The organism is Belliella pelovolcani, from assembly GCF_900156785.1.
GTDB classification, from domain to species: Bacteria; Bacteroidota; Bacteroidia; order Cytophagales; family Cyclobacteriaceae; genus Belliella; species Belliella pelovolcani.
In genome coordinates, this window is the sequence record NZ_FTOP01000005.1 from 245,103 (window position 1) to 259,821 (window position 14,719).

Consider the following 14,719-nt stretch of genomic DNA (forward strand, 5'->3'; position numbering starts at 1 on the left):
TATTATGAAATTATTTGAATTGATAGGCAATACACCATTGGTAGAATTGGATCATATTCCTGAAAATCCCAAAGTCAAAATATTTTGTAAGCTGGAAGGCCAAAATCCTGCTGGGAGTGTCAAGGATAGGGCTGCTTACAATATGATAAAATGCGCCTTAGAAAGAGGAGACATCAAAAAGGGCGATAAATTGGTAGAAGCAACAAGTGGTAATACAGGGATAGCGCTTGCGATGGTAGCAAATTTACTTGGAGTGAATATGACGCTCGTCATGCCAGATAACTCTACCAAAGAAAGGGTGCTATCTATGGAGGCTTATGGTGCCAAGGTCATCCTGACTCCAGCGGAGAAAACAATAGAGTACTCTAGAGATTTAGCTGATAAAATGGCAGCTGAGGATGGTTATTTTATTCTCAATCAATTTGCCAATCCAGACAATTACATGGCACATTACCATACTACGGGGCCTGAAATTTGGAATGACACAAGCGGTCAGGTGACTCACTTTGTCTCTGCAATGGGGACTACTGGGACGATTATGGGCGTGTCTAAGTTTCTCAAAGAAAAAAATCAGGCAATTCAGATCGTGGGTACGCAACCAACAGATGGCTCAAGTATTCCAGGAATTAGAAGATGGTCTCCAGCGTTTTTGCCAAAAATCTATGATGAATCTCGAGTAGATAGGATCATAGACGTGAGTGAAGAAGCTGCGACAATGATGACAAGGAGGATGGCTAAGGAAGAAGGGATACTAGCAGGGATGAGTAGTGGTGGTGCGCTGACAGCTGCGCTAGAAATTGCACGAGAAATCCAAGAAGGAGTCATTGTCTGCATTACCTGTGATCGGGGAGATCGCTATTTAAGTTCAGATTTGTTTGGTTAATGTCCTGAATGATATAAAAACAAAAATCCCGAGCCTTGGCTCGGGATTTTTTTATTGGTAGTTGATGAAGTTGGTTACTAATTGCAGGTTGAGCTTTTTGTTTACATCAGTTTCTTCTCCTAGAAGCCCTCTTAGGATGATGGTGTAAACTCGATTTCCTCGTAATTCAACGTTGTTTGCAGTCACTAATGTTTCGCCAGAATCCTTGGACACCACTTGAATGTTGTAACTTTTGGCATCTACAGCTTCAAAATCTGAATAGGTTTTAAAATCTGAATTGTCAACATAAGGGGAGTCACTCGGCTCCAAGAAAACTTCCACTAGGCCTGCATCTGGGGAGAGGTGTACAAACCTGATTTGAGCCTGAGTTTGATTAAAAGCACCCCAAGAGTCTTCCAGAAGTATAGCGTCCAAATCATCTGGAAGCCCTGTCAGAAACATGGAGTAGACTTTATTTTCTTCTATGGTAAAAGTTTTCTCTAGCAAGGAGGTCACGGAATTGTAAGGTGAAAATTTGAAAGTCCTTTCTCCTAAATAATACCTCAGATAAGGCAAAGTTTCTGTAAACCTAAATGGGTTGTTGGTGACGCGATTGCTATTGGCAAAAACATCAAGAGATGCCGTCTCTGGAGCTCCATGATAGATGGAAATGTTCGCATGAGGTTCTAATGGTACACCTTCATTATTGTCGAGACAGCTACTGAGACTTATTCCAAAGATGAAAGGAATAAGGAGCATTTTGATTTTGTGTGTAATCTTCATAGTAGTAAAATAGTTGGTTTAGTTTCACTTCTTCCTTTAAGACGAAGCAGCTCACCAAAATGCTACAATGAATATCAAAAAAAATAGCTCAAATTATGTATATGCATCGAGGATAGAAATCCTAATGCACACTTGAGGGTTAGACTTTGTCTGGCTCTGGATGAATCCAAGGAGATCGATAAGGTCTTCGTAGTTTTTCATTGGCCTCACTATCAGTAAGGAAAGATCTAGTAGCAGGGTCATAAGTCAAAGACCTCCCAAGTTCCATGGATAGGTTAGCCAGAATACAGCAAGCCGTAGAGATATGGCTTTCATAAATATTGGCATTAGGATGCCTATTTTCATTTATAGCCTGAAGTAGATTTTGAAAATGGCGCCTTGTAGCAGGAACCGCATGAAGCTCGATGTCCTTTTCGTTCAGATCTTCTGGAAATTGATCTTTTTCGTAGACTGCTTCCCAATGTATGGGTTTTCCCTCACCATAAGGAACAAAATCAGCTTGGAAAGGACTCCCAGCCAAGTAACCATTTTCTCCAAAAATTTTAAAGGCCCAAGGATATGCTGGATCAACAGGATTTCCCCAAGTTCGATGCTGCCACACTATGTTGAATTCAGGATATTCAAAAGTTGCAGTTTGGGTATCCGCTATATTGGATTTTTCATTTTTTTGGACAAAAATACCGCCCTTGGCTGAAACCTGAGTTGGCCATCCTAGGTCTAGCATCCACCTGACCGCGTCTAGCATGTGGATACACATGTCACCTGTGATGCCATTGCCGTATTCCATGAAAGCTCTCCACCACCTTTTGTGAGGAAGCCCATCATAAGGTCTCCATGGTGCAGGGCCTGTCCATAAGTCATAATCCAAAAAATCAGGTATAGGTTTTTCTTGTGGATTTCCTTTGGCGCGCATGTGGTAATAGCAACAGATTTCTACATGTCCTATTTTGCCTAACTTTCCCGTATCAATGATTTGATTTTTTGCTTCAATCAGGTGTGGGGTGCTTCTTCTTTGTAAGCCTACTTGTACGATTTTTTGGTATTTTTCAGCAGCAGCTACCACAGCCTCCCCTTCTATGATATCTACAGAAATGGGTTTTTGTAAATACACATGCGAACCAGCTTTCAATGCTGCAATTGTCTGTAAGGCATGCCAATGGTCTGGTGTACCAATGATGGTGATGTCTAGTTGGTTGTTCTCTAACAAGATCCTGTAGTCCTTGTATAGTTTCGGTTTACTGCCTGGAAGTCTAGTATCCAAGATGCTTTTTGCCTCTTGCAGCTGTCGTTCATCTACATCACAGAGGGCTACAACTTCTACCTTTGCAATTTGAATCAATCTCCAAAGATCCATTTTTCCGTACCAGCCGCAGCCAATCAGGGCCACTTTCAACGGTTGCTTATTTTGAATATGTCCAAAACTTGGCAGTCCTAATCCCACCAATGCCAATGCAGCAGCGGATCTCTTGATAAAAGATCTTCTTCCTTGATTTTGGTTTTCCATCATGTTAAAAATAATAAGGTTTGAGCACTTTAATATACAAAAGAATTGATGGTGCTGAGTTTCAAACCTTATTTAAGGGTAATTTAAACTGTTAAAGTCCTTCTTAAGTAATCTTCCAATTATCTACAATCTGTAATTCAATTACAATTCCACCCCAAACTTAAGTCCCAAAGCTCTCAAATCATCTTCAACAGGATTGATCAAAGGGATGCCGGTGGAGATTCTTTCTGATTCCAGTTCGCGCTCAGGATCTCCTGGTATCAATACTTTATCATGCCCCTCAATTGGTTTAGCAGCTCGGAATCTAGAGATCCAATTGTCCATGTGAGATTTGAATTCATCGGCAGGCCTAAATGCGTCCACACGCATGGCACCCAAAAAGTGACCCAAACCTTCTCCAACTGGATTGGGGTCAGGCTCTAAAAATGCTACAAAAGGAGGAACCCAAGGGCCATAATTTGCTCCAGATAGTACGGCAGAGAAAATGTCAACTACAGATCCGAGAATGTAGCCTTTGTGCGAACCGTGCTCGCGGTCTCCACCAAGGGGTAGTAAAGCACCACCTTTTTTGACTCCATTGGCATCAGTGGTCTGTATACCGTCTGCATCCTGAACCCAGCCAAGTGGAGCATCTTGGTTTTTTCTTTGAAGGATTTCGAGTTTTCCATTGGCAGCGGTGGTGGTTGCCATATCGGCTACAAATGGAGGTTGTTTATCAGCAGGGATTGCTACTGAAATTGGGTTGGTGCCCAGCATTCTTTCTTTGGAAAATGTTGGGCTGACTAGTGGGCTGGCATTGGTCAGAGATAGACCAATCATATCATATTCCAATGCCATCATGGCATGGTATCCTGCTATGCCATAGTGATTGGAGTTTTTGACTGAGACCCAGCCGGTACCAGCATTTTTGGCTTTTTCTATCGCCACTTGCATGGCAAAGGGAGCTACTACAAGCCCTAGACCACCATCGCCATCTACTACAGCGGTACTTTGTGTTTCATATGTGACTTTGACTTGTGGTTTGGCGTTGATTCTACCTTTTTCCCAAAGCCTCACATACCCCGATAATCTAGCTACTCCATGCGAATCTACTCCTCTGAGATCAGCCGAAAGCAACACTTCAGTTGCTAATTTGGCATCCGCTTCTGGACAGCCAATTTTCAATAATATGTTGTATGTGAATTCGTGAAGTTCCTGGTAGCTGAATGTATTCATACTCAAAATATTTCCTAGAATCTAATTATTCAATTTCTGATGCGGCAATCAAGATGCTATTGCTGAGTAATTGGGATATCGCACCTTCTTTGAGTGCATAACTAGAGCAGATTAATGAGTCAACGGGGACAAAATTTAAAATATACTTGATCAGGCAGGAGGCCACAACGATCATGTCTACACGCATAGGGATCATGCCTGGGATTTTCAATCGCTCTGCTTTATTGAGGGTGAGTAGTTGCTCAGCCAAAGTTTCAAATCCATCTCTCGGCAAGATAAAAGATTGTTCAGCTTTCCCTTTTTGTCTATGTATCGTTTCGTAATACATGTCACTCAAAGTATCAAAAGTACCTGAAGCACCCACTAGTTTGGTAGGCTGGTATGTTTTGATGGCTGATATCAGTTCTGATAGTTTGTTTTCTAAGTGTAGGTTCAGGTTGGTGATTTCCTCACTGATAATTGGGTCATGGTAGTGAAATAAATCCAATAGTCGCTGTCCGCCGATTTCGAAACTTTGCTTCCAAAATGCTTTTTGGTTGTTGCCGATAATGAACTCCACGGAACCTCCGCCTATATCCATCATCAGGTGCGTTTCTTCATCTAGTGAACCGCTAAACTTGATCCCTTCATAGATCAAGTGTGCCTCTTGGACTCCATCAATCACGTGTACCGTGATGTTAAATCTATTTTTGATTTCTGCTACAAAATCTTGCCCATTGTCAGCGTTTCGGACAGCACTGGTCGCAAATGCAAAAATTTCAGTAATGCTTTCTCCATCGATCAGGTTTTTGAAATGACCTAAAGTATGGAATGCTCTTTTCTTTGCATCCTCTGTGATGAGGTTGCGATTGATGCCTCCTTGTCCGATTTTGACGGCAATTTTTTCTTTGTAAAGTGTTGTAAAGTTATCTGCACTCAACTCAACCAATAGCAAATGAAATGTATTGGTACCCATGTCAATGATAGCAGCTTTTCTAAGTATCATAAGCGCCCAATTAAAGTTGTGCGAATATAGAAGTTTTATTTAAAAAGGAATCAGCAGCCGAAGGTTATTCCAGGTTATCAAATAATTAATTGTTGCAATAGGTAGTTGGAAAGTCTTCACAGGTGGAAAATAAGCAAGCAATTTCATGAAAAATTTTTGCGCTCTGCCAGCGCGCTGTATATTTGAAAGAACCAAATTAACTTTAGACAATATGGATAGCCAGACCAAAGGAGTATATACCTTGCCTACTAACAAGGACAAAATTGATTTATTGAAGAAAAAGAATGAAGAAGCCTTACTGGGTGGTGGGGAAGTGAGGATAGCAGGACAGCATAAGAAAGGAAAGCTGACTGCTAGGGAGCGGATTCATTTGCTAATGGATGAAGGTACTTTTCAAGAGATAGATAAGTTTGTCATGCATAGGGCCAAGGATTTTGGTTTGGATAAGGAGCATTATCTTGGAGATGGTGTTGTGACTGGTTATGGTGAAATCAACGGTCGTTTGACCTATGTCTATTCACAGGACTTTACTGTTTTTGGAGGCTCGCTTTCTGAGACCCATGCAGAAAAAATCTGCAAAATCATGGATATGGCCATGAAAAATGGAGCGCCTGTAATCGGTTTGAATGATTCGGGAGGAGCTAGAATTCAAGAAGGGGTGGTGTCATTGGGAGGATATGCTGATATTTTTTATAGGAATACGCTTGCTTCAGGTGTGATTCCCCAGCTATCTGCGATCATGGGTCCATGTGCTGGTGGAGCGGTGTACTCTCCAGCGATTACCGACTTCATTCTCATGGTGGAAAATACCTCTTATATGTTTGTGACTGGCCCTAATGTTGTCAAGACAGTTACGCAGGAAACTGTCACTGCCGAAGAGCTCGGTGGTGCAAGTACTCACAGTACCAAGTCAGGCGTAACTCATTTTGCTTGTGCCAACGAACTAGAGTGTATCAATCACATTAAAAAGCTACTTAGCTATATCCCTCAAAACTGTGAGGATGAGGCGCCAGTATATCCATATGAATTCAAAGAGGATGAGTCAAGAGTAGTTCTGAATGACATCATTCCAGACAATGCCAATCACCCTTATGACATCAGAGAAGTTGTCCATGGGATTGTAGATGAGGAGTCATTTTTGGAAGTACACAAGGATTATGCGGATAATATTGTAGTGGGCTTTGCTCGCTTGGCAGGAAGAAGTATAGGGATCGTAGGCAATCAACCGCAGTCCATGGCAGGTGTTTTGGATAACAATGCCTCTATCAAAGCAGCCCGATTTGTAAGATTCTGTGATTCTTTTAACGTCCCATTGTTGGTTTTGGTAGATGTTCCAGGCTTTTTACCAGGCACTGATCAGGAGTGGAATGGTATCATTACCAATGGAGCGAAGTTACTTTATGCATTTTCTGAGGCGACAGTTCCAAGAATTACAGTAATCACGAGAAAAGCTTACGGCGGTGCTTATGATGTAATGAATTCTAAGCATATCGGTGCTGACTTGAACTTTGCTTGGCCTACTGCTGAGATTGCTGTGATGGGAGCCAAAGGTGCTGCAGAGATTATTTTCAAAAGAGAAATCGCTGAAGCAGCAAATCCAGAAGAAAAGCTTCAAGAAAAGATTGATGATTATACAGCCAAATTTGCCAACCCATATCGTGCAGCTCATAGAGGTTTTATAGACGAAGTCATCATTCCATCAGAAACCAGAGAGAAATTAATCCGAGGCTTCAAAATGCTAGAAAATAAGGTAGACAAGCTGCCAAGGAAAAAACATGGGAATATACCGTTGTAGTCGATTGGTTACTGGGAGATTAGTAAAACAGTAGATTAGTTGAGGTGGTCATTAAATAAAAGTTGTGTATATTCATACTAGGCTGTTAGTGCCAAGTAATTTTGTGACTAGTTGACTTCTTTGAACTGGTTTATTCATTGGGGGCCTAAGTGATTTATTCAAAGCATTAAAGTTTGGATCTTGATAAAAAACTCGATTTTATAATCAAAAGATCATTAAATTCTAAAACCCATGGGATTTCAGACTTTCGAAGATTTAGAAGTGTGGAAGAAGAGTAGAGATTTGCGGATATTTGTAAAAAAGCTAACTCTAAAATTCCCAAATGAAGAAAAGTATGTGTTGGGAAATCAAGTTTTGAGATCTTCAAGGTCTATTGGTAATAATATTGCTGAGGGTTATGGTAGATATTTTAATCAAGAAAATATACAATTTTGCCGGATTGCTCGAGGTTCCTTAGAGGAAACACTTGATCATTTGATCATCGCCTTTGATGAAGGCTATATCTCTACACAAGATCTTACTGATTTTAGAAGTCTCCACAATGATTGCTTAAAGTTGTTGAATGGCTATATAAGCTACTTGAAAAAAGCTAAAAGTGGATAATCATCATACAAACAAATCCTTTTGAATAAAATGAACTTTGTATTACAATTGGTTTAAATTAAGTTTTCTGTCGTAAACAAAATTTCCCTGTAATCCATAATTTCGTTGAGTCCCTAATTTTAAAAATAAGAATTTAATATGTTACTCCAATTATATAACAATTCTATATTTCAGTAACTATTAACTTAATTAACCTAATCATCTAGTAACTAAAACAGCATGTCAAAATCAGATAAATTTCTATACAAATATCTCAATACAGCTAGTCCCACGGGTTTTGAGGCTTCGGGTCAGCAGGTTTGGTTGGATTATATCAAGCCTTTTGTAGATACACATTTCACTGACAATTATGGAACAGCCGTAGGGGTAATCAATCCAAAAGCTGAGTTTAAGGTGGTTATCGAAGCCCATGCGGATGAGATCAGCTGGTTTGTGAACTACATCACGCCAGAAGGGTACATTTATGTCAGACGAAATGGTGGTTCTGATCATATGATCGCGCCATCAATGCGGGTGAATATTCATACAGATGAAAAAATCATTCCTGGGGTGTTTGGTTGGCCAGCTATACATGTCCGCAAAGATGGAAAGGAAGAAGCACCCACTTTGGATAATATATTCATCGATGTCGGTGCACGTAGCAAAGAGGAAGTAGAGCAAATGGGTATTTATGTGGGCTGTGTGATCACCTTCCAAGATGAATTAACAGAGCTGAACGGCAAATTTTTCAGTGGTCGAGCATTAGACAATAGAATTGGAGGATACATGATTGCAGAAGTAGCGAGATTACTTCATGAGTCGAAGGTAAAGTTGCCTTTTGGTTTATATGTAGTCAATGCTGTACAAGAGGAAATTGGATTGAGAGGGGCAGAAATGATCGCTGCTAGAATCAAACCAAATGTCGCTATTATCACCGATGTATGCCATGATACTACCGCTCCGATGTACAACAAAATCAGCTCAGGAGATCAGGTTGCAGGTAAAGGTCCGGTAGTAACTTATGGCGCATCAGTTCATAAAAAACTACTTGACCTGATTATAGCATCAGCTAAAAAAAGAGAAATTCCTTTCCAAAGATCTACTGCATCAAGAACCACTGGCACAGATACCGACGCTTTTGCATATTCTAATGATGGGGTACCTTCTGCTTTGATTTCGCTTCCTTTGAAATATATGCATACGACTGTAGAGACTGCGAGTAAAGATGATATCAATCAAGTCATTCAACTGATCAAAGGATTTCTAGAAGACTTCGATCCTAGCTTTGATTTCAGGTATGTTGTTTAGTAATTAGTGAGATTAGTTGATTGAGTTATCAAGTTATCAGTTGAATAGTGATTGGGTTATCGGTAAATTAAGTTAACTAGTCTCCCAGTCAACTAATCTCTCTATCAACCAACTCTTATTCCCTAATCCCTTAATCAACCAATCCCAAACCTTTAAACCTTCCAACTTTGTAACCTTCTAACTCTGATCAAAATGCCCACCTACACCGATCAACTCAATAGAAAAGTGGAAATTCCTGAGGCTCCGCAGAGAATCATTTCTTTAATTCCATCACAAACTGAGTTGCTTGCGGATTTTGGTTTGGTGGATCGGATTGTGGGGGTTACTAAGTTTTGTATTCACCCTCAAGGTTTGAAAAAGGAAAAGCAAATTATAGGGGGAACCAAAAACTTTCATTTTGACAAAATCGATGCATTGCAGCCTGATTTGATTATTGGCAATAAGGAAGAAAACTATCAGGAGGGAATAGAGAAGTTGGCAGAAAAGTATCCAGTATGGATAAGTGATATTTACACTCTGAAGGATTCGCTCGAGATGATGGCGATGCTCGCAGAGATTACAGGAGTTCAGGATCTTGCGCAAGATTTGATTTCAGAGATTTCTACTAGTTTACAGCAGCCTTTGCCCAAACTTGGTACTGCGATTTATTTGATTTGGAATAATCCTATCATGTGTGCAGGACAGGATAATTTTATCAATGTAATGCTCAATGTAGCTGGTTTTGAGAACCTAATTCAAGAAAGTAGGTATCCAGAGTTAAGTATTTCTACCATTGCATCACTTCATCCTGATTTTTTACTTTTGAGCTCTGAACCATTTCCTTTCAAAGTTCAGCACCTAAAGATTTTCGAAGCGCATCTACCCAAAACCAAAGTAATGATTGTGGATGGAGAACTTTTTTCTTGGTATGGGAGTAGACTAAAGAAATCAATGGATTACTTCAATGAACTTCATAAGAGGATTAACAAATAAATCTAATCAGAAAATAATACTTTCTGTAGTACTGTTAGTTGCGTTTCTTCTTTTTGGCTCTTGCGGTAGATCGGTGAAGCAGATCATACAATCATTTCAAAAGCGCTAAAAAAGGATCTTCAAAAGTTCTTCGAGATCTTATATACCTTGCATTGAAATATGACCGAAATCGAACATTTTTCAAAACTATTGTGTACATAATCGAACATTTTTAGTGTGTGTGATTCTAAAAAATAATTTTTAATCATGCTAAAAACCTGATGAATGGCTGTTATTTGTGATTTTTTTTATTTTAAGTTGTTTTATTTTGTATTTTCTTAACTATCTTTCACCGCTTAAGTTAAATGCACGATACTTGATATTAATAATCCATAAATCTAAATCATATGATCAGAAAACTTACCTTATCGCTTTTATTGAGTGCCTGTTTGGCACTTTCAGTATTAGCCCAAAATAAAATAGAGTTTAGGGAATTTAAGCTAGACAATGGGCTACATGTAATTTTACATCAAGATAATACTACTCCTATTGTGGCTACTACGGTACTTTACCATGTAGGCTCCAAAAATGAAAATCCAGAGAGAACAGGGTTTGCGCATTTTTTTGAGCATTTGATGTTTGAAGGATCAGAGAATATTCCAAGAGGGAAATTTTTTGAAATTGTAGAATCTGCAGGCGGTACCCTGAATGCTGGGACAAGTCAGGATTATACGGTCTACTACGAGATCCTTCCTTCAAATCAGCTCGAATTGGCCCTTTATCTTGAATCAGAAAGAATGCTGCATGCTAAAGTAGACCAAACCGGCGTGGATACTCAGCGAGAGGTCATCAAGCAAGAGATGAAGCAAGTGATGGATGAGCAGCCTTATGGTTCATTTCAAAGAGAAATGCCAGTGAGACTTTACCCTAATCACCCTTACAACTGGCCGATTATCGGATCTGCTGAGCATTTGGACAATGCCAAATTAGAGGAGTTTATGGATTTTTATGCGATGTATTATGTGCCAAATAATGCTACCCTTTCCATAGCTGGAGATATTGATTATGAAGAAACTGAGCGAATGATCAGAAAATATTTTTCGGAAATCCCCGCTGGGGAAAAGGCTCCTTACAGACCAAATATTGAAATTGAAAAGCTAAAAGCACAAAAGGTCGATGTTGTGTATGACAATATTCAGCTTCCTGCAATTTTTCAAGGTTACTTGATGCCAAAGAAAAATCATCCAGATACCTATGCCTTGAACCTATTGAGTACTTATTTGCTTTCAGGCAAAAGCTCATTGATGTATAAAGAGTTGGTGGATAAGCAACAGAAAGCGCTTCAAGCAGTAGCTTTTCCAAATGACCTAGAAGATGGAGGGATGTTTTTGGTGTTGGCTATTGCCAATATGGGAGTTGATATAGATGAACTGAATGTTGCAATAGATGAAGTTTTGTCTACTGTAAAGCAAAATGGAATAGATGAAAAGGATCTACAAAAATTGATCAATATTAAAGAAACACAATTGGTCAATGGTTTTGGATCTGTGGCTAATATAGCACAGTCCTTAGCTCAAGGGCATGTTTTCTATGGAAGCGCTGATTATGTCAATTCACAATTAGATAAGTTTAGAAAGGTAACAGCTGAAGATATCAAAAGGGTAGCTAACCAGTACCTGAACAAAGACAGCAGAGTGGTACTGAAGTATCTTCCGAAACCAACAGATGCTACTGAGTAAAACTTGTTAAATGTAAAATCAATATGAAAAGACTATATATATTATTCGTATTTTCTCTGCTAGCAACGGTTTCTTTTGCGCAGCTAGATAGAACAAAAATGCCAGTCGCTGGCCCTGCTCCAGAAATCAGGTTTGGTGATGCAGAGTCCTTTACTCTGGAGAATGGTTTAAAAGTATTTGTGATTCAAAATAAAAAGTTACCAAGAGTTACCTATTCTTTAATTTTAGATAGAGACCCTATTTTAGAAGGTGAGAAATCTGGAATGCTAAGTTTTGTAGGGCAAATGATGACTGCAGGAACTAAGAATAGAACAAAAGATAAATTTAACGAAGAGATAGATTTCCTTGGAGCAAGTATTTCAGCATCTTCCACTTCTATTTCAGCATCTACTTTGACAAAGCATCAGGAAAAAGTATTAGAGTTGATGGCCGATGTACTTTATAATCCTGTTTTTCCTGAAGAAGAGTTACAGAAATTGAAAGTGCAGGCAAAGTCAGGGTTGGCATCGGCAAAGTCTGATCCTTCTACGATATCTTCTATTTTGACAAGTAAGTTGGTTTACGGAACTGATCATCCATATGGTGAAAACGAAACGGAGGAAACAGTAGATAACGTGACAGTTGAAGATATTAAAAACTACTACGATACTTTCTTTAGGCCAAATATCGCATATTTGGCTATTGTAGGAGATGTCACTTTGGATCAAGCTAAAAGTTTGGTCAACAGGCATTTTGCACAATGGCAGCAAGCAGAAGTCCCTAAGTTCAAATATCCAATGCCTCAGCCTCCAGCTAAGAATGTGGTGGCGTTAGTAGACAGACCATCAGCACAACAGTCTGTAGTTAATATTACTTATCCAATTCAAAATCATCTTCCTAGTCCAGATTACTTGGCCAGCCAAGTAGCAGGCTATATTCTCGGTGGAGGCGGATCCTCTAGGATGTTCATGAACTTGAGAGAAGACAAAGGCTATACTTATGGAGCTTATGCAAGAATTGGATCCAATAACCTTGTGGCCAGCTTCTCAGCAAATGCAAGCGTAAGAGGAACCGCTACAGATTCTGCCGTGAATGAAATGATTTACGAAATCAGGAACATGCGAGATAAAGGCATCACTCAGGCAGAATTAGATGCTGCTAAGGCAAATCTTAGCGGTTCTTTTGGTAGATCTCTTGAAAGTCCAGCTACAATTGCAAATTTTGCCATCAATATTGAACGGTATAATCTTCCAAAGGATTACTATGCAACTTATCTCCAAAGATTAGGTGCATTGACTGTAGAAGACGTCAATGCTGCGGCTAAGAAATTCCTCAAGCCTGACAACATGTATATTACAGTAGTAGGAAATGGATCGATTCAAGAAAGTCTACTTGTGTTTGGAGAAGTTCAGCGATTTACCACTTCAGGTGATCCAGAAAAACTGATAGCAATGGATGAAGGTATGACTGCAGAGGATGTGCTTTCAAGGTTTTTTGAAGCTATTGGAGGAGAGGAGGCTCTAAGAAATATCAAAACTGCTAAGGTGGAAAGTGTTGCGGAAGTTCAAGGAATGACGTTAGGTATGAATTTTTACTATGATGAGAATATTGGTGCATACTCTACCAAAGTGATTGTAGGTGGAGGAGTCATGTCTAATACAGTAATGAGAGATGGAAAAATGTCAGTTGCTGTTCAGGGACAATCTCAAGCTTTACCAGAGGAACAGTACGAAGCTGCCAAACTAACCATGTTCATATTTCCTGAGTTACATTTTGAAAGTTTAGGTTATGGAATGGTGCTAGATGGTGTCAAGGATGTGGATGGGCAGAATGCATATAAAGTTACTGTGATGAATGAATCTGGAATTTCAACCGATTATTATTACAGTGTCGAATCAGGCTTGAGAATCAAAACTGATGGACAAGCTTCTGGTGAGATTGCCTATGGAAAATACAAAGAAGTGAATGGGGTGAAGTACCCTATGCAAATGATTATCAATAGCCCAATGATACCAGTACCCCTTACTTCAGAGGTTAAGAAAGTAGAGTTCAATAAGGCATTAGATAAAAATGCATTTAACTGATAATCAGTGATCAATAAATATTTTATTTCTAATTTTAATTTTCAAAAAATGAAAAAGCCAATCTTTTTATTAGCCGCTGCACTCCTTATTGGTAGTGGAGCCAAGGCTGAACCTTTCAACGAAAAAGAGATCGTACAGCCAAGTGTCATAATGCTTGCTGAGTTAGATCCTGATGAAGTTATTGCTAAGTACATTCAAGCGGTGGGTGGCATGGATAAAATTTCAAAAGTAAAATCGGCATATGTATTGACGGAAGCAGACTTTCAAGGCACCATGATTGAAACTACAGTTAAGAGTGATTCTGAAAATGGGCGCTTAAAACAAGAAACGAAGGTGATGGGGCAAGTTCAGCAAAGGATGATTCTAAAAGACGGTAAAGGTTTTGCTGAAATGGGCGGACAAAAGCAAGAGCTTCCAGATGAGATGTTTGAACTTTCCAAGTCTCAAATGTATGTGTTTCCTGAGCCTCACTATAAAGCGCTTGGGCTATCAATGGAGCTTAGAGGTACAGAAAAAGTAGAGGGTGAAGAGGCAAATGTTTTGATCTTGACGCTTTCAAATGGAATGAAGACAGTAGAGTATTATTCTGTAAGCTCTGGCTTGAAATTGAAGTCAAGCTCTGATGCTGCTGGTGACATCATCTATTCGGATTACAAAGATGTCGAGGGTGTATTATACCCTCATACGATCACGGTAGTAAGTCCAATGTTGCCTTTTCCACTAGAGTCAAAAATAAAGTCTATTGAGTTTAACAAAGTTTTCTCAGACGCAGATTTTAATTAATAAAAAAGGAGGCTTACGAGCCTCCTTTTTTATTTTATCCAATCAAGTCTCCACTCCTGACTTCGACACTGGGACACCCAAAATCAAAAATCGAACATTTTTGCCAGTTTTTGCTGACCCTCGTTCAAAAACAGGGTTTTTCTCAGCTT

The 14,719-nt window shown here is 39.4% G+C and carries 12 protein-coding genes; 8 read left to right on the forward strand and 4 right to left on the reverse strand.

The window, feature by feature from the left end; genetic code table 11:
* The first annotated feature begins 4 nt into the window (after positions 1 to 4).
* Positions 5 to 883, forward strand: a complete 879-nt coding sequence (gene cysM, locus BW935_RS08115) for a cysteine synthase CysM (protein WP_076500401.1) — start codon at positions 5 to 7, stop codon at positions 881 to 883.
* A 51-nt stretch (positions 884 to 934) separates the two neighbouring features.
* On the opposite strand, the gene BW935_RS08120 is transcribed toward cysM, so the two are convergent.
* The 4 genes from BW935_RS08120 to BW935_RS08135 all read right to left on the reverse strand — a co-directional run bounded on the left by BW935_RS08120 (position 935) and on the right by BW935_RS08135 (position 5,349).
* Positions 935 to 1,645, reverse strand: coding sequence for a DUF4397 domain-containing protein (locus BW935_RS08120; protein WP_076500403.1), 711 nt, complete (start codon positions 1,643 to 1,645; stop codon positions 935 to 937).
* Positions 1,646 to 1,784: 139 nt separating this feature from the next.
* Positions 1,785 to 3,149 carry a Gfo/Idh/MocA family protein gene (locus BW935_RS08125; RefSeq protein WP_076500465.1) on the reverse strand — a complete coding sequence of 455 codons (1,365 nt, stop codon included), beginning with the start codon at positions 3,147 to 3,149 and terminating at the stop codon, positions 1,785 to 1,787.
* A 141-nt stretch (positions 3,150 to 3,290) separates the two neighbouring features.
* Positions 3,291 to 4,364 (reverse strand): Ldh family oxidoreductase, encoded by a 1,074-nt coding sequence (locus tag BW935_RS08130; RefSeq protein ID WP_076500405.1) that lies wholly within the window; start codon positions 4,362 to 4,364, stop codon positions 3,291 to 3,293.
* A 25-nt stretch (positions 4,365 to 4,389) separates the two neighbouring features.
* Positions 4,390 to 5,349: a Ppx/GppA phosphatase family protein gene (locus BW935_RS08135; RefSeq protein WP_076500407.1), complete on the reverse strand. Its 960-nt coding sequence runs from the start codon at positions 5,347 to 5,349 to the stop codon at positions 4,390 to 4,392.
* Positions 5,350 to 5,560: 211 nt separating this feature from the next.
* Between BW935_RS08135 and BW935_RS08140 the strand changes: the two genes are divergently transcribed.
* The 7 genes from BW935_RS08140 (at position 5,561) to BW935_RS08170 (ending at position 14,570) form a co-directional block, all read left to right on the forward strand.
* Positions 5,561 to 7,144 carry an acyl-CoA carboxylase subunit beta gene (locus BW935_RS08140; protein WP_076500409.1) on the forward strand — a complete coding sequence of 528 codons (1,584 nt, stop codon included), beginning with the start codon at positions 5,561 to 5,563 and terminating at the stop codon, positions 7,142 to 7,144.
* A gap of 231 nt (positions 7,145 to 7,375) precedes the next feature.
* Entirely contained in the window at positions 7,376 to 7,747 is a 372-nt protein-coding gene (locus BW935_RS08145; RefSeq protein WP_076500411.1) for a four helix bundle protein, read from the forward strand.
* Between the two features lie 219 nt (positions 7,748 to 7,966).
* Complete coding sequence (locus BW935_RS08150; RefSeq protein WP_076500413.1) at positions 7,967 to 9,034, forward strand: M42 family metallopeptidase; 1,068 nt, start codon at positions 7,967 to 7,969, stop codon at positions 9,032 to 9,034.
* A gap of 192 nt (positions 9,035 to 9,226) precedes the next feature.
* Entirely contained in the window at positions 9,227 to 10,006 is a 780-nt protein-coding gene (locus tag BW935_RS08155; RefSeq protein ID WP_076500415.1) for an ABC transporter substrate-binding protein, read from the forward strand.
* Positions 10,007 to 10,392: 386 nt separating this feature from the next.
* On the forward strand, positions 10,393 to 11,724 hold the full coding sequence (locus tag BW935_RS08160; protein WP_076500417.1) for a M16 family metallopeptidase: 1,332 nt from the start codon (positions 10,393 to 10,395) through the stop codon (positions 11,722 to 11,724).
* Positions 11,725 to 11,747: 23 nt separating this feature from the next.
* On the forward strand, positions 11,748 to 13,787 hold the full coding sequence (locus BW935_RS08165; protein ID WP_076500419.1) for a M16 family metallopeptidase: 2,040 nt from the start codon (positions 11,748 to 11,750) through the stop codon (positions 13,785 to 13,787).
* A gap of 48 nt (positions 13,788 to 13,835) precedes the next feature.
* Positions 13,836 to 14,570: a peptidase, M16 family protein gene (locus tag BW935_RS08170; protein ID WP_245802664.1), complete on the forward strand. Its 735-nt coding sequence runs from the start codon at positions 13,836 to 13,838 to the stop codon at positions 14,568 to 14,570.
* Positions 14,571 to 14,719: the final 149 nt, after the last annotated feature.